The organism is Actinospica robiniae DSM 44927, from assembly GCF_000504285.1.
Taxonomy (GTDB): Bacteria; Actinomycetota; Actinomycetes; order Streptomycetales; family Catenulisporaceae; genus Actinospica; species Actinospica robiniae.
Genome location: NZ_KI632511.1, coordinates 7,411,442 through 7,431,341, shown reverse-complemented (window position 1 = coordinate 7,431,341; position 19,900 = coordinate 7,411,442). Strand labels below are relative to the sequence as shown.

Annotated in this window: 20 protein-coding genes; 9 read left to right on the top strand and 11 right to left on the bottom strand. The window is 69.4% G+C overall.

What is annotated here, in order from left to right; genetic code table 11:
• Window positions 1-30 precede the first annotated feature (30 nt).
• Together ACTRO_RS31980 and ACTRO_RS31975 are read right to left on the bottom strand one after the other, a co-directional pair.
• Window positions 31-1,467, bottom strand: coding sequence for a GuaB1 family IMP dehydrogenase-related protein (locus ACTRO_RS31980; RefSeq protein ID WP_034269134.1), 1,437 nt, complete (start codon window positions 1,465-1,467; stop codon window positions 31-33).
• 61 nt (window positions 1,468-1,528) lie between these two features.
• The gene (locus ACTRO_RS31975; RefSeq protein ID WP_034277650.1) at window positions 1,529-2,176 is read right to left on the bottom strand and encodes an acyltransferase; all 648 of its coding nucleotides are present in this window, start codon (window positions 2,174-2,176) and stop codon (window positions 1,529-1,531) included.
• Between the two features lie 214 nt (window positions 2,177-2,390).
• Here ACTRO_RS31975 and ACTRO_RS44235 point away from each other — a divergent pair, with 214 nt between their 5' ends.
• The 3 genes from ACTRO_RS44235 (at window position 2,391) to ACTRO_RS47645 (ending at window position 4,556) form a co-directional block, all read left to right on the top strand.
• Window positions 2,391-3,101 (top strand): MgtC/SapB family protein, encoded by a 711-nt coding sequence (locus tag ACTRO_RS44235; RefSeq protein ID WP_051451710.1) that lies wholly within the window; start codon window positions 2,391-2,393, stop codon window positions 3,099-3,101.
• Window positions 3,102-3,458: 357 nt separating this feature from the next.
• Window positions 3,459-4,241, top strand: coding sequence for an HAD-IIA family hydrolase (locus ACTRO_RS31965; RefSeq protein WP_034269132.1), 783 nt, complete (start codon window positions 3,459-3,461; stop codon window positions 4,239-4,241).
• A 108-nt stretch (window positions 4,242-4,349) separates the two neighbouring features.
• Entirely contained in the window at window positions 4,350-4,556 is a 207-nt protein-coding gene (locus tag ACTRO_RS47645) for a hypothetical protein (RefSeq protein ID WP_157436568.1), read from the top strand.
• 66 nt (window positions 4,557-4,622) lie between these two features.
• Here the strand turns inward: ACTRO_RS47645 and ACTRO_RS31960 are convergent, their stop codons facing one another.
• The gene (locus tag ACTRO_RS31960; RefSeq protein ID WP_034269129.1) at window positions 4,623-5,378 is read right to left on the bottom strand and encodes a sugar isomerase domain-containing protein; all 756 of its coding nucleotides are present in this window, start codon (window positions 5,376-5,378) and stop codon (window positions 4,623-4,625) included.
• Window positions 5,379-5,637: 259 nt separating this feature from the next.
• On the opposite strand from ACTRO_RS31960, the gene ACTRO_RS31955 reads away from it, so the two are divergent.
• From ACTRO_RS31955 to ACTRO_RS31945, 3 genes are all read left to right on the top strand, one after another.
• Window positions 5,638-6,405: a site-2 protease family protein gene (locus tag ACTRO_RS31955; protein WP_051451709.1), complete on the top strand. Its 768-nt coding sequence runs from the start codon at window positions 5,638-5,640 to the stop codon at window positions 6,403-6,405.
• A gap of 116 nt (window positions 6,406-6,521) precedes the next feature.
• On the top strand, window positions 6,522-7,409 hold the full coding sequence (gene panB, locus ACTRO_RS31950) for a 3-methyl-2-oxobutanoate hydroxymethyltransferase (RefSeq protein WP_034269126.1): 888 nt from the start codon (window positions 6,522-6,524) through the stop codon (window positions 7,407-7,409).
• A 291-nt stretch (window positions 7,410-7,700) separates the two neighbouring features.
• Window positions 7,701-8,303 (top strand): hypothetical protein, encoded by a 603-nt coding sequence (locus ACTRO_RS31945; RefSeq protein ID WP_034269123.1) that lies wholly within the window; start codon window positions 7,701-7,703, stop codon window positions 8,301-8,303.
• 188 nt (window positions 8,304-8,491) lie between these two features.
• Here ACTRO_RS31945 and ACTRO_RS31940 read toward each other — a convergent pair whose 3' ends face one another.
• On the bottom strand, window positions 8,492-8,671 hold the full coding sequence (locus ACTRO_RS31940) for a hypothetical protein (protein WP_034269120.1): 180 nt from the start codon (window positions 8,669-8,671) through the stop codon (window positions 8,492-8,494).
• A gap of 70 nt (window positions 8,672-8,741) precedes the next feature.
• On the opposite strand from ACTRO_RS31940, the gene map reads away from it, so the two are divergent.
• A complete protein-coding gene (map, locus tag ACTRO_RS31935) occupies window positions 8,742-9,593 on the top strand; it encodes a type I methionyl aminopeptidase (RefSeq protein ID WP_034269117.1) in 852 nt (283 codons plus the stop codon).
• Between the two features lie 76 nt (window positions 9,594-9,669).
• Here the strand turns inward: map and ACTRO_RS31930 are convergent, their stop codons facing one another.
• Both ACTRO_RS31930 and fahA read right to left on the bottom strand, forming a co-directional pair.
• Window positions 9,670-10,332: a bifunctional DNA primase/polymerase gene (locus ACTRO_RS31930; protein WP_051451708.1), complete on the bottom strand. Its 663-nt coding sequence runs from the start codon at window positions 10,330-10,332 to the stop codon at window positions 9,670-9,672.
• Window positions 10,333-10,491: 159 nt separating this feature from the next.
• Window positions 10,492-11,709: a fumarylacetoacetase gene (fahA, locus tag ACTRO_RS31925; RefSeq protein ID WP_034269114.1), complete on the bottom strand. Its 1,218-nt coding sequence runs from the start codon at window positions 11,707-11,709 to the stop codon at window positions 10,492-10,494.
• Between the two features lie 456 nt (window positions 11,710-12,165).
• Between fahA and ACTRO_RS31920 the strand changes: the two genes are divergently transcribed.
• Together ACTRO_RS31920 and ACTRO_RS31915 are read left to right on the top strand one after the other, a co-directional pair.
• The gene (locus ACTRO_RS31920) at window positions 12,166-13,791 is read left to right on the top strand and encodes a DEAD/DEAH box helicase (RefSeq protein WP_084317204.1); all 1,626 of its coding nucleotides are present in this window, start codon (window positions 12,166-12,168) and stop codon (window positions 13,789-13,791) included.
• A 211-nt stretch (window positions 13,792-14,002) separates the two neighbouring features.
• On the top strand, window positions 14,003-14,473 hold the full coding sequence (locus ACTRO_RS31915; protein ID WP_034269111.1) for a hypothetical protein: 471 nt from the start codon (window positions 14,003-14,005) through the stop codon (window positions 14,471-14,473).
• A gap of 113 nt (window positions 14,474-14,586) precedes the next feature.
• Here ACTRO_RS31915 and ACTRO_RS31910 read toward each other — a convergent pair whose 3' ends face one another.
• The 5 genes from ACTRO_RS31910 to ACTRO_RS31890 all read right to left on the bottom strand — a co-directional run bounded on the left by ACTRO_RS31910 (window position 14,587) and on the right by ACTRO_RS31890 (window position 19,686).
• Window positions 14,587-15,192, bottom strand: coding sequence for a GNAT family N-acetyltransferase (locus ACTRO_RS31910; protein WP_051451707.1), 606 nt, complete (start codon window positions 15,190-15,192; stop codon window positions 14,587-14,589).
• A complete protein-coding gene (locus tag ACTRO_RS31905) occupies window positions 15,189-16,688 on the bottom strand; it encodes an APC family permease (protein WP_051451706.1) in 1,500 nt (499 codons plus the stop codon). Before ACTRO_RS31905 ends, ACTRO_RS31910 begins: the two co-directional genes overlap by 4 nt.
• A gap of 42 nt (window positions 16,689-16,730) precedes the next feature.
• Window positions 16,731-17,801 (bottom strand): GPP34 family phosphoprotein, encoded by a 1,071-nt coding sequence (locus ACTRO_RS31900; RefSeq protein ID WP_034269108.1) that lies wholly within the window; start codon window positions 17,799-17,801, stop codon window positions 16,731-16,733.
• Window positions 17,802-18,204: 403 nt separating this feature from the next.
• The gene (locus ACTRO_RS31895; RefSeq protein WP_034269106.1) at window positions 18,205-18,762 is read right to left on the bottom strand and encodes a TetR/AcrR family transcriptional regulator; all 558 of its coding nucleotides are present in this window, start codon (window positions 18,760-18,762) and stop codon (window positions 18,205-18,207) included.
• Between the two features lie 69 nt (window positions 18,763-18,831).
• Window positions 18,832-19,686, bottom strand: a complete 855-nt coding sequence (locus ACTRO_RS31890; protein WP_051451705.1) for an alpha/beta fold hydrolase — start codon at window positions 19,684-19,686, stop codon at window positions 18,832-18,834.
• Between the last annotated feature and the right edge of the window lie 214 nt (window positions 19,687-19,900).

The following is a 19,900-nucleotide window of genomic DNA, read 5'->3' as shown; positions in this document are numbered from 1 at the left end:
TTGCAACATCCCAGGCCGTGGGAACTCAAGTCACCAACTGCTGTGCAGCGGCTTGCCTTCGCCGAACCCGGCGGCGCTCTGGATTCCGATGACAGCGCGGTCGTGGAACTCTCCGAGCGACTTCGCACCCGCGTAAGTGCACGAGGACCGCACGCCGGCGACGATCGAGTCGATGAGGTCTTCGACGCCGGGGCGCCGCCGGTCGAGGTACATCCGAGACGTCGAGATCCCCTCTTCGAAGATCGCCTTGCGCGCCTGCTCGAACGCCGAGTCCTCGGCACTGCGGAGCTTCACGGCGCGGGCTGAGGCCATCCCGAAGTTCTCCTTGTACAGCCTCCCGTCACCGTCCTTCTGGATGTCTCCAGGGGATTCGAAGGTGCCCGCGAACCAGGAACCGACCATGACATTCGACGCGCCGGCCGCGAGCGCGAGCGCCACATCCCGCGGGTGGCGAACGCCGCCGTCCGCCCAGACGTGCTTTCCAAGGGCCCGCGCCTGCGCGGAGCACTCCAGCACCGCAGAGAACTGCGGTCGGCCGACGCCCGTCATCATGCGCGTCGTACACATCGCACCGGGACCGACCCCGACCTTGATGATGTCGGCGCCGGCCTCCACGAGGTCGCGGACACCCGCAGCGGAGACGACGTTGCCCGCCGCGATCGGCACCTGCGGATCAAGTCCGCGCACCACACGCAGCGCCGAGATCATCTTCTCCTGGTGCCCGTGCGCGGTATCCACGACGAGCACGTCCACGCCCGACTCGAGAAGTGCCTTCGCCCGGCCGGCCACATCCCCGTTGACGCCGATGGCAGCGGCCACACGCAGCCTGCCCTGCGCGTCGACCGCGGGCGTGTACAGCGTCGCCCGGAGCGCGGCCTCGCGCGTGAGCAGGCCCGCCAGACGGCCGTCCTCCCGGACGACGGGAGCGAGTCGATGATGTCCCTTGCTGAGGCGTTCGAACGCCTCCTCGGGCGCGATACCGTGCGGTACTGCCAGCAGCTCGCGCGACATGACCTGGCCGACCTGCGTGAAGCGGTCGACAGCCAGGCAGTCGGCCTCGGTGACGACACCGATCGGCCGCTCTCCGTCGACGACCACCGCCGCGCCATGCGCACGCTTCGGCAGAAGATTCAGCAGGTCGCCCACGGTATCCGTGGTTCTGACGGTGATGGGGGTCTCGTAGACAACGTGCCGCGACTTGACCCATGACACGACGTCCGCGACCACGTCGAGCGGAATGTCCTGCGGAATGACCACGAGGCCGCCACGCCGCGCGACCGTCTCCGCCATCCGTCGGCCGGCGACCGCGGTCATGTTCGCGACGACGAGCGGGATCGTGGTCCCGGTGCCGTCGGCGGTGGCGAGGTCGACGCTTAGACGCGAACCGACGTCGGATCTGGCGGGAACCATGAAGACGTCATCGTAGGTGAGGTCGTACTGCGGGTTGATCTCATTCAGAAAGCGCACGTAACGGCATTCTACCCGTATTGGTCCCGGCCGCCGTCTTACTCGCGTGCGACCTGCACTTTCACTGGCTATGCCCGCCGTTCGAAGCCGGTTCAGCGGCTTCGCCGCGCGCGCCATTGCCGACCGTGCGCCATTCACCGTCCGGGTCCAGTCTGCGGACGATCCGCGCCGGCACTCCAGCGACCACGCAGTGGTCGGGGAAGGTGCCTCGAACGACCGACCCTGCGGCCACGACGACGTTCTGGCCTAGTTTCGCGCCGGGCAGGATCACGGCTGCCGTTCCGATCCAACAGCCGGAGCCGATCGAGACGGGCTCGTTGATCGGCCACTGCTTGCCGATCGGGACGTCCGGGTCGGCATAACCGTGATTCTGGTCCGTGACGTAGATATACGGGCCGGTGTACACGTCGTCACCGATCTCGATGGACTGGTGGCCGACGACGTGGCTTCCACGGCCGAGTACGACTCCGCTTCCGATCCGGACGATGGGGTGCGGTCCGAGGTCCCGCTCGGGAACGAACCCTGCGGAAATCGTCACGTGCGGGCCGATCAGAGTGAAGTGGCCGACTGAGATCCACCGCTCTCCGAGCAGCGTGCCCTGCGGGAAGGCGATCGCGCTGCCGTCGCCGAAGAAGGCGAAGCGGCGGGCGGCGCGGGAACCGCTGGTGATCTTCCCGGTTTCCGTCGCCTGGCGCCAGACCCAATGCACCAAGGGCTGAGCACACGCTCGAAGCCGAACTCTTCGCATGGCGTCCACGTTAGGCGATCTTTTCGAAAGCCATACCCATACGCCAGTTCCCGCCTCGGCTTGCAAGGGTACGGTTGTGCCCCACCGGGGTAAGGTTGAGCTCTACAATGCTGCGCCAGCGGCACACCGTGGATCGCGGATCGCGACACGACCGGCCTTAAGGGGAGGCGCGCACATGCAGAGTCCAGAGTGGGCTGCGGCCATCAACATCGCCATCGGCTGGGCCCTGACATTCGTCCTCGGCTTCGAACGCGAAGTGCGCGGCGCGCCCGCAGGAGACCGGACCTTCTCCATGATCGGCCTTAGCGCCGCACTGATAGGCACTGTCGCACCGCACTACCCCGCGGTCCTGGGCGGTGCCGTGACCGGCATCGGGTTCATCGGTGGCGGGCTCTGCTTCCGGCAGTCGGTCAAGCAGCAGGACCAGGAGCGGGAAATCCTCCACGGCGTGACCACGGCCGCATCGATCTTCGGGGCCGCGGCGATCGGCGCTATCGCAGGCTGTGGCGATCTGATGGTCGCGTCTGTGGCGACGGTGGGGATCCTGCTCTCGCTGGAGATCCGCCATATTCCGCTGCTGAGGTACCTCGACGCGCGGCGTTGGGCGCACATGTTCAACGACGACGGCCACCGCCACTTCAGGTTGCACGATCTCGAGCATGCTCTGCTGCACCCGCATCCGCACCAGGAGCACTCGAGCTTCGCTTCCCCGCAGGAGCATGCGATCCCCTCGCAGAACACGTCCACCGCCCCGGCGGAGACCACCTCGATGTCGACTGACGACACGTCAATAGAGGAGGGCGACACCTTGATAGAAGAGGCCGAGGCCGCCAGCATCCTCGCGAGCCAGGTCATCGCTTCGGGCGCGATGCGCGGCGGGCGCTGACCGCTCAGCGCACCGTGCGCTGATCGTCTCACCTGTGTTAGCCTCGATAGGCCGGTACGTACGATGTCCCCGGGCCTCACCTATAGCCGGCGCGGAATACCGTTTGGCTGGAGCCGCGCCGAGCCACTCGCCGAGAGGCGACACGCGTACCGGCGCTAATCCTTCGAACGCGCCGCCAACCTTTGATTTTGTCAAGGTGGCGGCGCGTTCCGCTTCCTGGTACGTGTGAACATGCGAGCTACCGGGCGCGGAATAATGCACCGAGAAGTGGTCTCGCCCGCCGGACCGGGGTGCCCAGGCCGTCTTCTTCGTCGATTATCGAACCCGGCGGAGTCCGCCGCCGGAGAGGAGAGCAGGGTGAAGGACCGCGAGCCGGTGGCGACCTGGCTGACGGACATGGACGGCGTGCTGATCCACGAGGGCAGCATGATTCCGGGAGCCGACGAGTTCATCCGCAAGCTCAGAGATCGCGGCGTGCCGTTCCTCGTCCTGACCAACAACTCGATCTACACGCCGCGGGATCTGCGGGCGCGGCTGCTGGCCACCGGCATCGATCTGCCGGAAGAGTCGATCTGGACGTCCGCGCTGGCCACGGCGCAGTTCCTCGACTCGCAGCGCCCGGGCGGCTCGGCCTATGTGGTCGGCGAGGCCGGGCTGACAACGGCCCTGCACGAGGCAGGGTACACGCTCTCCGAGTCCGACCCGGACTATGTCGTGCTGGGCGAGACCCGGACCTACAGCTTCGAGGCCATCACGCGGGCCATCCGCCTGATCGACGGCGGAGCTCGCTTCATCGCGACGAACCCCGACGCGACCGGGCCCTCCCTGGAAGGCGCGCTGCCGGCGTGCGGTTCCGTAGCGGCCCTGATCACCCGGGCGACCGGCGTTGAGCCGTACTTCGTCGGCAAGCCGAATCCGGTGATGATGCGCGAAGGACTGAACAAGATCAAGGCCCATTCGGAGTCGACGGCCATGATCGGCGACCGTATGGACACCGACGTCAAGTGCGGCATCGAAGCGGGCCTGGAAACCATCCTGGTGATGACCGGGATCACGCAGCAGAGCGACATCGAGCGGTTCCCGTATCGCCCGTCCAGAGTCGTGAAGTCGATCGCGGACCTCATCCCCGAGGTGTGCTGACCCGGGAGTTGCGCAGGATCACCCGAACGGCCGAGTACCGGTCGGACTCGGCGGTTCGTTAGTCACGGCGTGACAGCCTCGCGCCTCTCCGCCGCTCAAGCCCGACCCGTGCCACCTGGTTCTGATCGAGTCTTTCTGCGCAACACCCCGCTTTATGACGCCCTCGTCGACGAGTACCGGCTCGCGCTGCGTTCGCTGCCCGGCGACCGTACAGGCGAGGACGTCTTCATTCCTCGCTTCAGCTCGATCCCGCATCCGTACAACCCGTCTTCCCGGCACCGGGGCGCGCCGGGAGACATCCAGTTCCGGTACTGAGTGCCTGCATTGGGGCTGGGACGCGCTTCAACGCGCCCAGCCGCCACATCGCTGCAACAGCGAGGGTCAGTACGCGCTACGCCGGATACGTCCGGCATAGCGGGCTTCCCAGGAGTCGTTATGCACGTCGCCTCCCTCGACATTGGCCGAACGGTAGATCGGCGGCTCCACGCCGCGATCGAGCAGCCTGCCGGTGACTTCCGCGACGATGGCCTGGGCGATCGCGGCGTTGGCAATCGACGAGAGAGCACAGACGGCGCTGCCGTCGGGCATCGGCAGGATGGCGTCACCGTGGGGAGCGCCGTTGTCGATGACGACGTCCGCGAGCTCGAAGAGCCGGCTACCAGAGGGATGGCGCGAGGTGATGGCTCGGGAGTGTGCGAGCGATGTCAGCGCGATCACTTTGTGACCGGCCGCTTTCGCGATGAGCGCCATTTCGACGGTCGAGCCGTTGCCGCCGGACTGCGACGCGATCAGCACGACGTCGTCGGCCTTGATGGGGGCGAGTTCCCACACCTTGCGGGCAAGTTCGGGATCACGCTCGGCCTTCGGGTCGGCAAGGGCCTCGGTGGGCAGGTCGCCGAGAAGCACCGAGTCGCGTAGTGCAAGTTTGTTGGTGGGGATGAGGCCGCCCGCACGGCCGCTGAGCTCCATGGCGAGGGCCTCGGAGTGACCGGTCCCGAAGATGTGGAGCACGCCCTCGGCGGCGAGGCTGTCGGCGATCAGGTCGGCGGCTTGTGCCACCGCGTCCTGCTGGGTGGCCTCGACGCGCTCGAGTAAGGAGCGGATCTCTGTGAATACCGCGGCACCGTTGACGGCCATAGGGGCTCCCTCGCTCCTGGCGTGAGTCTGTGGGGCTTGCTGTGCCGAACGGTACTGCACCCTCGGCGGCTTCGGGAACGGTGTGCTCGGCTCTGAATAGGAGCTATCTGTTCACGCCCGCGACTCGGGAAGTGCACGATCGCTACGATGAAGGCAACGGCCGTGCGGCCGTCGTAGCGGCGAGGTGGACATGAATTTTCCGGGGCAGCGTGGAGCGGGGCTGGGCGCCTTCAGCTCCCGCGGGTCGCACAGGAACACTGTGAGCACGGTGTTCCTGGTGGTGGTCGCGGCCACGGTGACCGGCGGCGTGGCTTCCTGGTTGGGCTCGGGCTCCCGCTTCGCGGTGTTCGTCTTCGTCTTCGGCCTGTTCTTCACCGTCTTGTGCCTGCACGAGTTCGCGCACGCCTACACCGCGCACCGTGGGGGCGACACGTCGATCGCGGCCCGCGGCTACCTGGATCTCAACCCTCTGCGGTACGTGAACCCGGTGCTGTCACTGCTCCTCCCTGCGATTTATCTGATCATCGGAGGACTCCCCCTTCCGGGCGGGTCGGTGCTGGTGAACCGGGCTGCGATCCGGACGCGTGGCGGGGCGGCGCTGGTGTCTGCGGCGGGGCCGCTGATGAACGTGGCCGCGGCGGGGATCTCGATGGCGCTGATCGCGCTGTTCGCGCCGACGGTCTCCTTCGGGAGCTTCAGCCAGATCGACGAGTTCGCGCCGCACTGGGCGTTCTGGGCGGGACTCTCATTCTTCGCTTATCTGCAGGTGGCAGTGGCGATCTTGAACTTGATCCCGGTGCCCGGCCTCGACGGATACGGCATCATCGAGCCTTATCTGCGCTACGAGACGCGGCGGGCGCTCGACCCGATCCGCCCGTACGGGATCCTCGCGGTACTCCTGCTGCTGTTCGCGTTCCCGCCGGTCCGGGACGGTTTCTCCACGCTGGTGGAGGACATCCTGCAGTGGGGGCAGCAGCCGGACGCGGGCCCGGGCCAAGGTCTTTCGCTGTTCAAGTTCTGGAGCTAGTGATCTCGAATTGACCGCTGGGCCGTCTGGCGCCAGCGGGGCGGAAGTGAGACGATCCGAGCAGTCCGGGGACGCCGAATGGCGCCACGAGATCATCTCTCAAGGAGCACTTGGCCATGTCTATAACCAATGAGCCTGTTTCCTCCTCCGCCGGGGCTTCCGGCGAACCGAAGCTCACCTTGTACAACGGCTCGACCGGTACCGGCCGCCGGGTGACGGTGCGCGATCTGGCGCTGGCGAAGCAGCGCGGCGAGCGCTGGCCGATGCTCACCGCTTACGACGCCATGACCGCGGGCGTGTTCGATGAGGCCGGGATCCCGGTGCTGCTGGTCGGCGACTCGGCCGGCGACAACCACCTCGGGTACAGCAACACCGTTCCGGTGACGGTCGAGGAGCTGATCACGCTGTCCGGGGCGGTCGTGCGCGGCACGAAGCGCGCGCTGATCGTCGCGGACCTGCCGTTCGGCTCATACCAGTCCTCTCCGCGTCAGGCCCTGGAGACCGGGACGAGGTTTCTGAAGGAAGCCGGCGTCGGCGCGGTCAAGCTCGAGGGCGGCCGCCGGGTGCTGCACCAGGTCGAGGCGCTGGTCCAGGCCGGGATACCGGTCATGGCGCACATCGGCCTGACTCCGCAGTCGGTGAACGTCCTGGGCGGTTACCGGGTGCAGGGGCGGGGCGAGGAGGAGGCGGAGCGCCTGCTCGCCGACGCCAAGGCGCTGGAGGCGGCGGGGGCGTTCGCGGTCGTGCTGGAGCTCGTGCCGGCGGAGCTGGCCGGGCGGGTGACGGAGTTGCTGCACGTCCCGACCGTCGGTATCGGCGCGGGCGTCGGTTGCGACGCCCAGGTCCAGGTCTGGACCGATATGGCGGGGATGACGGCGGGGAACGCGCCGAAGCACGCGAAGCGCTACGCGGATATGCGGGGCGTGTTGGCGGGTGCTGCGCAGGCGTTCGCCGCGGATGTGGTCGCGGGGGCGTTCCCGGGGCCGGAGAACAGCTTCCACTGAGCTCTGGCGGGCTCCAGGTAGCACCCGGGGCCGCTCGCTTCCGCGTGCCTGCGGCTTGCCGCTAAAGGCGGACAGCGACGGATACCGGCCGACAGGATCGCGGGTGGGTTCGACGCCCACCCGCGATTCAAGTCGGTCTCGACTGGGGATCCGGTGATCCTCGGTGAGCGGGACCAACCAAGAGGACCGTTGCATTGCGGCGGCCTTTCTCGGCTTCCAAGCCGCAACTCCAGCTCCGGGCTTCGTTCCGACAGTGTCCGTACACGCGCGAGGTACGGCACGATAGGCACCATGGACCGGTCCGAGGCGCGAATACTGCGCGAGTTGCTCGAGGCCGGACGCGGCCGTGCGTGGCTGGACGAGGCCGATGACTTCGCGGCAGCGCTGCGTGCGGCTCCGCGGCAGGTCGGAGGCCTGCTTCTGGTTGGGCCGGGCGACGCGGAGCCGTGGCACATGACGGCTCACCTGTCGGAGGATGCACGGCTGCTCGGGCTGGACCAGTTGGTTCCGACACTGGTGCGGGCAGCTCCGGAGGCGGGTGCGCCGACCCAACTCAGTGTCGGTCTTGATCGAATCAGTTCGGCCGGGCGAAGCGATGCCGTGCTGCTTGTCGCCGCTGACGATCCGGAATCAGCGGTGCTGGAACGTGTGGCCGACGCGAAGAAGCACGGCGCTCGCATTTTGACGCTCGGTCAGGTGGCGCCGCTGGCAGCGGATTTGGCTCATGACGCACTCGCGGTCCCTCAGCCCTCTGAGGTGATGGACCTACCGTCTTTCGACGGCGCGCAGCATCTGGTCTCGGCGGCAGCGGTGGATGGGCGCCAACGCGGCCTCATCCTGCGTCTTCGGCGGTGGATCGAGGCTGTCAACGGGCCGCGGGTAGACCGCTGGTGAAGGGCGCAAGCCGCAGCAGACCCGGGCGGCGAGACCGCGCGAGCCGCAACCCGTGACAACGGGCGACGACCGCGCGATCCACCCCAGCGGCGACGCCGCCCTTCACGCATCCCGGCGACAGGCGGCAGCAGGTGAAAGCAGGTGGCGTAGCGACGGCGCAGGCGACGATGCGGAGCCTCGCGGCTCACTCAGGCGTCGTCGCCGTTTTCTTTCCATGCCTCGTTGCGCTCGTGGACCTTTTCGAGCGCATGTTCTGCTTCTTCTTGAGTCGCGAACGGCCCGATACGGTCCTTAGCCCTGCAACCGACACGTCCTTCGACCTTGTGGTGCTTGAGGCAGTAGTACCACTGCGCTTCCTCGTCGATCATGTCGCCTCCCGTCCGTTCGTCGGTAATTCAGGTACCTCGTGCCCGCGAACGGGCGTCTAGACTCGTCTGCATGGCTCCCTTGGTTCCCGGCACCATCTCCCCCACCCGCCACGTACCCTCACGCATCGCCCGTCCGGAGTACGTCGGCAAGCCGCAGCCGAGCCGCTACACCGGCTCGGACGTGCAGACGGCGGAGACGATCGAGAAGATGCGCATCGCCGGTCGGATCGCGGCGCAGGCGCTGGTCGAGGTCGGGCGCGCGGTCAAGCCGGGCGTGACGACGGATGAGCTGGACCGGGTCGGGCACGAGTTCCTCTGCTACCACGACGCCTACCCCTCCACGCTGGGGTACCGGGGTTACCCGAAGTCGCTTTGCACCTCCGTCAACGAAGTCATCTGCCACGGCATCCCGGACACGACGCGGTTGTCCGAGGGCGACATCGTGAACATCGACATCACGGCGTTCATCAACGGGGTCCACGGCGACACGAATGCCACCTACGAGGTGGGCGAAGTGGACGAGACCGCCCATCAGCTCGTCGAGCGGACGCGGGAGTCGCTCAACCGCGCGATCAAGGCAGTTCGGCCCGGGCGCGAGCTCAACGTGATCGGGCGCGTGATCGAGGCGTACGCGGCCCGATTCGGCTACGGCGTGGTGCGGCTGTTCACCGGGCATGGGATCTCGAGCGTCTTCCACAGCGGCCTCATCGTGCCGCACTACGACGACCCGCGGGCGAACCGGGTGCTCGAGCCGGGGATGACCTTCACGATCGAGCCGATGCTGACGCTCGGGACCATCGAGCACCGGATGTGGGCGGACGGCTGGACCGCGGTGACAGCGGACGGGAAGCTGACGGCTCAGTTCGAGCACACGCTCGTGGTGACGGACGACGGCGTGGAGATCCTCACTCTGCCGGAGTGAATCGGAGCTGGCCGGATCGAACCAGGGCGAGCCGGATCGAGCTTGGCGACCGGAGCCTGACGACAGGATCGGGGCCTCAGGCTGCTTCGCACGCGTCCGCGAGAGTGCCGAGGATGCGCAAGGGGTCGGGGAGTTCGGCCTGCGGGTCGTGAATCCAGCGGGCTGTGCGGCCGTTCATGGCGCGGGCCGGCGGGAGAAGCACGTAGGACCCGCGGGTATGCCAGCGCAGGCCGCTGGTCTCAGTGGTTTCGGGGCGCGCGTCGAGGTCGCAGGCCCACCATTCGTCGTCTCCGTCGCCGGTGCCGGGGCGGGCCGTCGTGAAGAACAGGTAGCGGTCGCCGGAGGCAGTGGTGGCTACGGGGCCGACCGGCTCCTTCGCGGCGAGAAGGGTGTCGAGGGCCCGGGCGCCGGCCTGGGCGGGTACTTCGAGGACGTCGTGGGTGCGTCCGGTGGGTGTCGCGTAGTTCGTGTCGGGGAGCCGGGTGCGCCATCGGGCTAGCTGTGCGGGGTCGGTGCTCGCCTCTTTGCGCCAGCTCCGGGAGAGGGGGTGCGCGCCTGGCGCGGGACAGCCCACTCGGGTGCACGAACAGCCGGGTCCGGTGCTGCTGGGCGCCGCGGCGGGAACGACGGGCAGACCGCGGGCGAGGAAGTCGGCGACAGGGTCGGCCTGCTCGCGGCGTCGGCGCATCCCGGTCAGCCGTCCGCGCGTATTCGCGCGGTCGCCGTTGAGCATCGTCATGGCCGGCCCGCCTTCCCTAGGCGTCGGGCCGCGCCCGGCCCCTGCTCGGTCGCCGGCACGGCGCCGGGGCAGCGTGCCGGGATGGCCGCGGACGGGGGCCGGGGACGCGGCGGTCCCTGGCCCCAGGATACCGAGGGCGCGCAGGCTGTCGGAGTCGATCTACCTTGACTGAATCGTGCCGGTTACGGCGCCGAAACCGATCCGTGTCCCGCCGCGGCCGGGAGCGGTCGCGGTGAGCACGACGGTGTCGCCGTCGGCGAGGAACGTGCGGGTGGAGCCGTCGGCCAGGTGGAGCGGCTCGGTGCCGTTCCAGGTGAGCTCGATCAGGGAGCCGCGCTGGGTGGGGTCGGGGCCGGAGACGGTGCCTGAGGCGTACAGGTCGCCGGTGCGCAGGCTCGCGCCGTTGCTGGTCAGGTGGGCGAGTTGCTGGGCGGGGGTCCAGTACAGGCCGGCGAACGGGGGCCGGGAGACGACGGTGCCGTTGAGCTCGACCTGGAGGGTCAGGTTGTAGCCCCAGTGGTCGCCGAGCAGGTGCGGCAGCGGGGCCGGGTTCTGCGGGGGCGGGGCGACGCGGGCTTCGGCGAGCGCGTCGAGCGGAACTATCCACGGGGAGACCGAGGTGGCGAAGGATTTGCCGAGGAAGGGGCCGAGCGGCTGGTACTCCCAGGCCTGGATGTCGCGGGCGGACCAGTCGTTGACCAGGACGGCGCCGAAGACGTGGTCGGAGAACTCGTCCACGCTGACGCTCTGGCCGAGCCGGGTGGGGACGCCGACGACGAAGCCGACCTCGGCTTCGATGTCGAGGCGGATGGTGGGGCCGAAGACGGGCTCGGCGCCGGGAGTGGGCACGCGCTGGCCGTGCGGGCGGGTGATCGGGGTGCCGGAGACGACGATGGTGCCGGAGCGGCCGTGGTAACCGATGGGCAGGTGCGTCCAGTTGGGCAGCAGCGGCTCGCTGTTGGGGCGCAGGATGCGGCCGAGGTTCTCCGCGTGGTCGCGGGAGGAGTAGAAGTCGACGTAGTCGGCGACGGTGAACGGCAACGGCGTGGCCATCCGCGGCAGCGGGAGCAGCAGGGGCCGTACGGCGCCGGCGTTGGCACGGTTGCCGAGCAGTTCGGTGGCGCGGGCCCGGACGCTGCTCCAGACGGCGGGCCCGGCGGCGAGCAGGCGGTCGAGATTCGGGGTGGTGAGAATGCCGGGGTCGGGCACCGCGGTGTCGAAAAGGCCTGCTTCGGTGGCGGCGCCGAGGGGGAGCGCGTGGGTGCCGATGGCGACGGCGGGCTGGGGCGGGGTCTGGCCGTCGGCGACCACTCCGTAAGGGAGGTTGTCGAGGCCGAAGCCGAGGTGCTCGGGAGTATCGAGCCAGCTGTCTGTCATGTGGGTCTGCCTCCGCGGGCCCGTGACCGGGGTGGGCCGGTCGGGGGCGATCGGTGCGAACGTGGTCCGGTGGTGCGGATGATCGGGAAAACCCTAGCGGACCGCCGCCACCGGTCGCGGCGAAGCGCTGTTCGGCGCCCTGACCTGCTCGGTTAACGATGGGGGCGGCGGTACGTCTATCATGTGCGGGTAACCATGTGATGCCCGCGCGCTCCCTGGTGTCTGGTCGTGGCGGCCCCTGGACGGGTCGGTACCGACGGTCGGTTTGTTTTCCTCTGTGGGATTCTTTCGGCGAGTGCCGAACACAGGCGCGGCATTGCCCCGATACAGGGCCCGTACTTGTGGTCGGCAGGGTCGCGGTGTGTCCGCGTGTCGCTGCCTCCTTGTCACGTGCCGGAACGACCTGGAGGTCGCGCTGTGATGTCCGAGAGTGAATTCGATTCGACGCAGGTGTCGATGACCGAGCCGGTTGAGCTCGCCGTGGCCGAGGCCGAGCCGGCGGCGGAGCCCGAGGGCGTGCCGTTCGCGGAGCTGGAAGTGCCGCGCGCGCTGCTCGAGGTGCTTAAGGAAGCCGGGGTGACCAGAGCGTTCCCGATTCAGGCCGCGACGATTCCGGACGCGCTGGCGGGTAAGGACGTGCTGGGCCGCGGGCGTACCGGGTCGGGTAAGACGCTGGCGTTCGGTCTGCCGACGCTGTCCCGGCTGGAGGGCCTGCGGGCCCGTCCGCACAAGCCGCTGGCGCTGGTGCTGGTGCCGACGCGTGAGCTGGCGATGCAGGTGGAGGAGTCGCTGCGGCCTTATGCCAGGGCTCTGCATCTGCGGATCCGCTCGGTGTTCGGCGGTGCGCCGATGCGCAAGCAGATCGACGGGCTGCGCTACGGGGTCGAGGTTCTGGTGGCGACGCCGGGCCGGCTCTCCGACCTGATCGAGCGGGGCGAGTGCGAGCTCGGCGATGTGGACATCGCGATCCTGGACGAGGCGGATCAGATGTGCGATATGGGCTTCCTGCCGCATGTCTGCGAGCTGATGGACCAGGTGGTGGCGGGCGGCCAGCGGCTGCTGTTCTCGGCGACGCTGGACGGTGCGGTCGACGAGATCGTGACCAAGTACATGAAGGACCCGGTGCTGCACGAGGTGGACCCGCAGGCCGGCGTGGTCTCCACGATGAGCCACCACCTGCTGCTCGTGACCCCGCAGCACAAGGCGCGCGTCGCGGCTCAGATCGCGGGCCGGCACTCCGGCGGGGCCGCGGCGGAGGCTCGTTCGATCTTCTTCGTGCGCACGCAGCTGGCGGCGGACCGGGTGACCGAGCAGTTCCGCGAGCGCGGGCTGGCGGCGGCTGCGCTGCACGGCGGTATGACGCAGGTGGCGCGGACCAAGACGCTGGAGGACTTCAAGGACGGGCGTACGCCGGTCCTGATCGCGACGGACGTGGCGGCGCGCGGTATCCACGTGGACGGCGTGGACCTCGTGGTGCACGTGGACCCGCCGCGGGACTCGAAGGACTACCTGCACCGTGCGGGCCGTACCGCGCGGGCGGGCCAGGCCGGGATCGTCGCGTCGCTGATCCTGCCGAAGCAGGCGCGGCAGGCGGAGCGTTTGATGCGGGACGCCGGCGTGGAGGCGGAGAGCCTCGACGTGGCGCCGATCGGCACGGGTGGCAGGTGGGAGAAGGCCGCCGCCGCGCTGGCCGGCCTGACGGCCGCTCAGGAGGTTCCGGAGCCGGGCGACGTGCCGGTCTTCACGCTGCCGGTGCGGGAGCGGGGGCGCCGGGACGACCGGGGCTTCGGCGACCGGGGCCGGCGGGACGGGTACGGCGGCGGCGGCGACTTCCGCGGGCGGCGCGAGGACCGCGGCGGCTACGGGGACCGGCCGCGCCGGGACGACCGCGGGAACTTCGCCCGGCGCGAGCGGGACGACCGCGGCGGGTTCGGGAACCGTGACGACCGTGGCGGCTTCCCGCGGCGGGACCGAGACGAGCGCGGCGGCGGCTTCCGTCGCGACGACTCGCGCGGCGGCTTCAACGGGAGCTCGCGGGACGGCCGCGAGCACCGGGACCGGTTCGCCGGACGGGGCGCCTGAGCCGTCGGCCGATAGGCCGTGACAAAAGGGCGGCCGGATGTCTCGCCAGAGGCGTCCGGCCGCCCTTCTCCATACCCTGGAATATGACCTCTGATTTTCATGTTTCCGCAGGCGGAAGCCGCCTTTTCCGTCGCTCAGAACGTTTGTTCGTACCCTGCGGCGGGTATCTCCAAAGAGTAGGCAGACGGCGACTTTCCGGGGAGGATCTGTCGTGTCGAGCGTGTCGGTGACCGGACTGGACGAGCGGCCGAGGACGGCGGGCTGGGTGCGGGTGCGGCTGACCGCGCCGCAGGATACCCGCGGCCCGCGCGGCGTGGCGTTGACCGAGGGCGAGTTGGTGCTGCGGGCGGACCGGGTGGCGGTGGACGAGGGCGAGTTGGTGTTCCTGTGCGCTGACGAGGTGGTCTTCCAGCTCGATCGGCGTTACTTCCGATCGATGGCGTGGTTCGTGGATCGGCCGACGTTCGCGGAGTGGCTGCGGTCGCGGCGCAAGCGGTATCCGAACTCGCACACGCGCTGGTCGTCGGAGGAACGGGAGCAGTTGGCGAAAGAGCTCGGCGGCGGGAACAGCTGGCAGCGGATCGCGGACGTGCATGGGCGCACAGTGCACGCCGTGCAGCGTGAGGCGGTCAAGGACGGGCTGGTGGCGGCGGAGGCGTTTCCGCGGCCGGGCGTGGGCTGAGCCCGCGCTCCCCTGCTTCGTACTCTGTGAACGACGGTAATGACTTCGCGGCGGCCGGGCAAAGCCCGGCCGCCGCGAAGTGCTGTGTGGTGGTGCGCAAAGCGCAGTCCGCTCTAGAGCGCCACCGGCTCACGCCACATCGGGTACATCGTCGGGCCGTCGGGGAACCGGATCGGCTCTCCGTGGTCGACGAACCCGTAGTTCAGGTAGATCCGGCGCGTGTTGGCCTCGCTGGCCTCGAGGTACGCCGGGATGCCCTCCCGGTCGAGGTGGGCGAGCCGGTGCTCGAGCAGCGCCGTGCCGAGGCCCTTGCCCTGCCGTCCGGGGAGCACGGCGAGGATCGCGAGGTGCTCGAAGGGGCGGCCGGGCGTGGGCAGGCTCTCGTACAGGAGGCGGTCGAACATGGCGACGCGTTCGGCCCAGGGGCCGAGCATCGCCGCCACGTGCGGCTCGGGCTCCGGCGGAGCCGGCTGCTCCCCGCCGTCCTCGACCACCCACAGCGCCGCCGCCGACCGGTCCTCGGTGATCTCGACGAGGCCGTGCTCGATCGCCTGCGCGACGTAGGCCTGGAAGTAGCCGGGGAACACGGCGCGGCGCAGTTCCTCGTCGCCGATCTGCCAGCGGGCGGCGTCCAGGTGATGGAAAGCCGCTGCGACGAGCCCGGCGAGGAACGGAGCCTCGTCGGGTCCGGCCGTCAGGATCGGCGTGTCGGAGCTCACCGGCTGGCCTCCTCGACGGCCTCGGCGGCCGGCGCGGGGGCGGGGGCGGGCACGAGCGAGGACGAGAGGGCGCTGTACTTGCTCGGCGAGTACTTCTTCGCCCACAGCGCCCAGCCGACACCGGCGGCGGCGACGACCAGGTAGATGACCGGCCACAGCCAGGACGTCGCGTCGCCGGAGCTGACGCCGATCATGATGCGGAAGTGCCAGATGACCAGTACCACGCCGACCACGAGGGCCACCGCGGCCACGGCCGGGAGGATGAGCGCGGTGGTGACGCGCTCCTGGTGCGGGGTGCGCCGGAAGAACGCGATGATCGCGATCGCGGTGACGGCCAGCAGCACCAGGATGCCGAAGCCGCCGGCGGTGCCGCCGATGTAGAAGGTCTGGTACAGCGGGTCCCAGTGGAAGAGCTGGGTCGCGCCGATGCACACGAGGCCGGAGGCGCTCTGCAGGACCGAGGCGCGCCAGGCCACTCCGCTGCGGTTGGTCGCGGCCAGGCTCAGCGGCAGCATCCGGGCGCGGGCGCCGGTGAAGGCGTAGCGCACCCAACCGCTGTGGTAGCCGAGCAGCGCGGCCAGCAGCGAGGTCAGCATCAGCCAGTTGCCGATGGTGCTCTCAGTGTTCGTGCCCAGGCCGAAGAAGAGGTCCGGGCCCTGCTGCCCCGCGGTCGCGGCGACGGTGTCGCCGTAGTGGGCCTGCATGGCCCAGGCCGCGAGCAGGTAGATGACCGCGGACAGCGCGAGGCAGGTGTAGGTGGCGAGGGTGACCGCGCGGCGCGGGTTCTCGACTTCGCGGGTGTAGACGGCGGTGGTCTCGAAGCCGATGAAGCCGAGCACACAGATCGCCGTGGCGGCGCCGAGGTTGCCGAGCGTCAGGTGGCCGGCGATGAAGGCGTGGGCCGCGCCGCCCTTGGCCGGGTGCGCGAGGCCGCGCTGGGAGAGCACGAGGCTGAGCACGATCTCGCACAGGGACAGCAGGCCGAGGAAGTATCCGACGTAGCGCAGCTTGAGCTGGCCGAGGATGGTCACCACGACCCAGACGAGCAGGGCCCAGAACCACCAGGAGTGGTTGATGTTGTACTGGGCGCCGAGGAATCCGTTCATCTCGACGCCGAGGATGCCGTAGAGCGCGACCTGCAGGAGCCCGTAGGAGAGCAGGGCGATGAAGGCGACCGGGACGCCGACGAGGCGGCCGAGTCCTTCGGTGGCGATCGCGTACATCGCGCCGCCGGTCGGGGTGTACTGGGTCATCGCCACGTAGCCGGGGACCCACACCGCCAGAACCAGGCCGACGATGAGGAACGTGATCGTCATGTTGGTCATGCCGGTGGTGGCGAAGGCGCTGGGCAGTACGCCGGCCTCTACGAGCATGGGGCCGACACTGGCCACGGCGGTGCAGAGGACTACGAGTACGCCGACCTTCTTGGCCCGGGCGGCTACAGGTATCTGTCCTGTCGGCCCGGTGCCGGCCGAGGTCGGACTGGTGGGGGTCATGGGAGAGCTCTCCTTGGGTTCTGCGCGGTAACGGGGGAGGCGTTACGTGCCTGGGCTGATGACCACCGCGTCCACTTCGGCGGCGGTCAGGTCGACCAGGAGTTTGAGCTGAGCCGCGGTATCGGCGCGGCGCGTCTTGGCGAGGGCGTCGCCTCGGTTCATCGAACCCAGCCGGTCCCAGCCGCCGGACTGCTTGGCGTCCAGGCCGGTGGCGATGGCGAGTTCGGCGAGCACGGCGTCGGCGGAGGCGATCGGGTCCGAGTACAGGGCCCCGCCGACGAGGGCGCGGATCGCCTTGGCCAGCCCGCGTTGCACCGGCGCGTAGTAGACGCGTTCGCGCAGCATGCCGCGCGATTCCGGGTTGATGATCCCCGCTTCGTGCAGTTCGGTGCGGACGAGTTCCTCCACGCCGGCGGCCACGACCGTGAGCTGGTCGCGCAGCGGGATCGCCCGCGCGCGCAGGTCTTCGAGCACGCTCTCGGCGGCGCGGCTCGGCTTGGTGGGGCCGGCCGTCTCGCCGTCGCCGGGTATCGCGGCCACGGTCGGGTCGGGCGGGATGAACCGGTGGGTGCGTATCTCCACCGCGATCCAGCCCGCGATGATGAGTTCGGCGATGGCGCTGGCCGCGAGCCCGAGCCCGATCACCGCCTCGCTCAGCACCGGCTTGCCTCGTCCGCTGTGGGCGACGACGTAATAGCGTCCGGTGAGAGTCAGCTGCCTGATGGCCTCGGCGATCGGGTCGCGTTCGCCCCGCTCGCGGGCCTCGTTCTCCCGGGTGGCCTCGGCCTCGGCCTGCGCGCACAGGTCCATCCAGGACGTCATCAGCAGCCCGTAGAGGGCGTGCGGCTCGTACGGCAGGCGGGCGGCGACCCAGGCGCTGACGTCGGCGATCGGGTCCTGGGTGTGGCCGCTGCCGGCCGGGAGCGCGTTGGCGACGGCGGCGAAGACCTGGTAGCGCTGCTGGTCCGAGACGGTGATGTGAAAGCGCCTGGCCGCCTGGGCCAGGACTTCGTCGAGGTCGCCGTAGCCTCCCTCGGTACACCAGTCCATCAGTGCCTTGACGAGCTCGGCCAGCTCTCTGTTGCTGCGTGCGCCGTTGACGGTCAGCAGCATGGCGGCGCCGCCGATTCCGACCGGACGACTCGCGCGGATCCGACGGATGGCGACGGACGCGGCGGGGGCGACTGCTTCACCCCGGCCTCCTCTCCAGGTCGCCTGCGGCAACACCTGACACTCGACAGCTCAGCATTCTCTATGACGCACGCATAGATACCACGCGGGAAGTCCCGGTCGGTAGCCTCTTCGCGCGCAGAGTCTTGATTGCATGGCGCCGCCGTGGGATTTCGGCAGCTGACGTGTGCGGGGCGACGTTGCCGCCGTCACACGTTCCGTGGAACCTCGTTGATCACCTTCCAGGGCCCTGATGATCAGAGAAGTGATACCACGGGTACTCAGTGCGACGCAAGAGTATGACGGGGGCCGAGAGGAGTTGCGGGGCTCTGGAGCCGATGACCCGTCAGCCGGCCGCCAGGCCGGCCGCCAGGATGCTTACCAGGTAGCGAAAGCTTTCACCGGGGTCGCGGCCGAGTTGGAAGCCTCCACCCTGCTCGAGCGCGATGAAGCCGGTCACGGCGGCACGCAGGGTCCGGACGGCGTCGATGAGCCCGTCGTCGGCGAGGCCGAAGCCGCGTACGACGGCGTATGCCACCTCGACCAGGCGGGTGGCCGCCGCTTCGACTGCCGGGTCCGCGGAGGCGGGGTGCTCGATCAGGCTCCACCGGTGCGGCAGGCGCAGCGCGTAGCCGCGGTAGGCGGTCAGAAAAGCCTCGAGCGCCTCTCGGCCGGAACGGCCCATCACCGCCGCGCCGATCTCCGCCGCCGCCTCGTCGAGCACGGTGATCGCCATCAGGTCTTTGAGGTGATCGATGCTCTGCACATGCTTGTATAAAGAAGGAGTGGCTACTCCGGCCCGGGCGGCGACATTCTTAAGAGTCAGCGATTCGGAGCCTGATTCGTCGAGCAGCTCGAGGGCGAGGCGGGTGACGGCGGCGGGGGTGAGTCCGGCCCGGGGCATGTGCGGCTCCTCGTCGTGGGGTGGGGCGGGTTCGGGTTCGTCGGTCGGGTACGCGGTGCGGCGGGCGGCTCACCGCCCGGCCGGGCCGGCCGGGTCGAAGTCGCGGATGAGGGCGGCGATCTGCTCCGGAGCCTCCTCGTGCGGCTGGTGGCCGTAGCCGTCGAGCAGCTCGAGACGGGCGTCGAGCGCGTCGGCCACGAAGCGGGCTTCGGCCTCGGCGTCGGGGAAGTCCTCGTCCGCGGTGCCCATGATGACGAGCGTGGGGATGGCCGCGGCCTTCGCCTGCGGCAGGAGCGCCTCGGCGGCGTCGTGGGAGCCGGCGCACATCCGCGCGAAGACGGCGGCGCGGCCGGGCTCGCGCAGGTTGGCGTCGACGGCTGCCCGCATGGCGGCGTAGTCAGCCGGACGCTTCGGGAACATGTGCGGGAACCAGGACATCCACATCATGCGGGTGAGCGCGGGCTTGGTGATCAGATTGGCCAAGACCTTCGCGATCAGGTTGGGCGCGGGCAGGCTGCGCACGAACGGGCCCGCGAGGATCGCGCCGCGCAGCAGCTCGGGCTGCTCGGCGGCCAGGTGGACGCTGGAGGCGGAGGTGTAGGAGTTGCTGTAGAGGAGCACCGGGCCGACGTCGAGGTGGCGGATCAGGGCGGCGAGGTCCGCGGCCGTCACGGCGGAGCTGTATTCGTCCCAGCCCGTGTCGGATTCGCCGAGGCCGCGGTAGTCGGTGGTGACGACGCGGTATCCGGCGGCGAGCAGGGCCGGAACGACGTGGCGGAAGGTGGCGCGGACGGTGCCCATCCCGGGGGCGAGGAGCACGACCGGGCCGGCGCCCTGGTCGTCGTAGGAGATTCGGCCGACGGTGCCGTCGGGGCGGGTGATCTCAAAGAAGCGGGTGGGCGCCTGGGTGGTAAGGGCGTTCATGGTCGTTCCCCTCGGCTGGATTGGCGAAGTCCGATAGCCTTAAAGCTAATGCAGTTAGCTTTGTGCGTCAAGCCCTCCCCGTCCGTCCAGGTCCGGTGGGTCGCCGCCGCTGGAGCCGCCGCGACGTGCGGGGCATCCCTTAGGGGTTGTGTCCTCCCCAGGAATGACCCGTTCACCGGAACTTCGCTCTTCGGGACCCTAGGCACGGTACTTT

Coding starts and splice junctions, on each gene's coding strand:
- ACTRO_RS44235 (WP_051451710.1), top strand. CDS start 2,391: ATGCAGAGTCCAGAGTGGGCTGCGGCCATCAACATCGCCATCGGCTGG.
- ACTRO_RS31960 (WP_034269129.1), bottom strand. CDS start 5,378: ATGGCCGTCAACGGTGCCGCGGTATTCACAGAGATCCGCTCCTTACTC.
- panB (WP_034269126.1), top strand. CDS start 6,522: ATGTCTATAACCAATGAGCCTGTTTCCTCCTCCGCCGGGGCTTCCGGC.
- ACTRO_RS31945 (WP_034269123.1), top strand. CDS start 7,701: ATGGACCGGTCCGAGGCGCGAATACTGCGCGAGTTGCTCGAGGCCGGA.
- ACTRO_RS31940 (WP_034269120.1), bottom strand. CDS start 8,671: ATGATCGACGAGGAAGCGCAGTGGTACTACTGCCTCAAGCACCACAAG.
- map (WP_034269117.1), top strand. CDS start 8,742: ATGGCTCCCTTGGTTCCCGGCACCATCTCCCCCACCCGCCACGTACCC.
- ACTRO_RS31930 (WP_051451708.1), bottom strand. CDS start 10,332: ATGACGATGCTCAACGGCGACCGCGCGAATACGCGCGGACGGCTGACC.
- fahA (WP_034269114.1), bottom strand. CDS start 11,709: ATGACAGACAGCTGGCTCGATACTCCCGAGCACCTCGGCTTCGGCCTC.
- ACTRO_RS31920 (WP_084317204.1), top strand. CDS start 12,166: ATGACCGAGCCGGTTGAGCTCGCCGTGGCCGAGGCCGAGCCGGCGGCG.
- ACTRO_RS31905 (WP_051451706.1), bottom strand. CDS start 16,688: ATGACCCCCACCAGTCCGACCTCGGCCGGCACCGGGCCGACAGGACAG.
- ACTRO_RS31900 (WP_034269108.1), bottom strand. CDS start 17,801: ATGCTGCTGACCGTCAACGGCGCACGCAGCAACAGAGAGCTGGCCGAG.
- ACTRO_RS31895 (WP_034269106.1), bottom strand. CDS start 18,762: ATGCCCCGGGCCGGACTCACCCCCGCCGCCGTCACCCGCCTCGCCCTC.
- ACTRO_RS31890 (WP_051451705.1), bottom strand. CDS start 19,686: ATGAACGCCCTTACCACCCAGGCGCCCACCCGCTTCTTTGAGATCACC.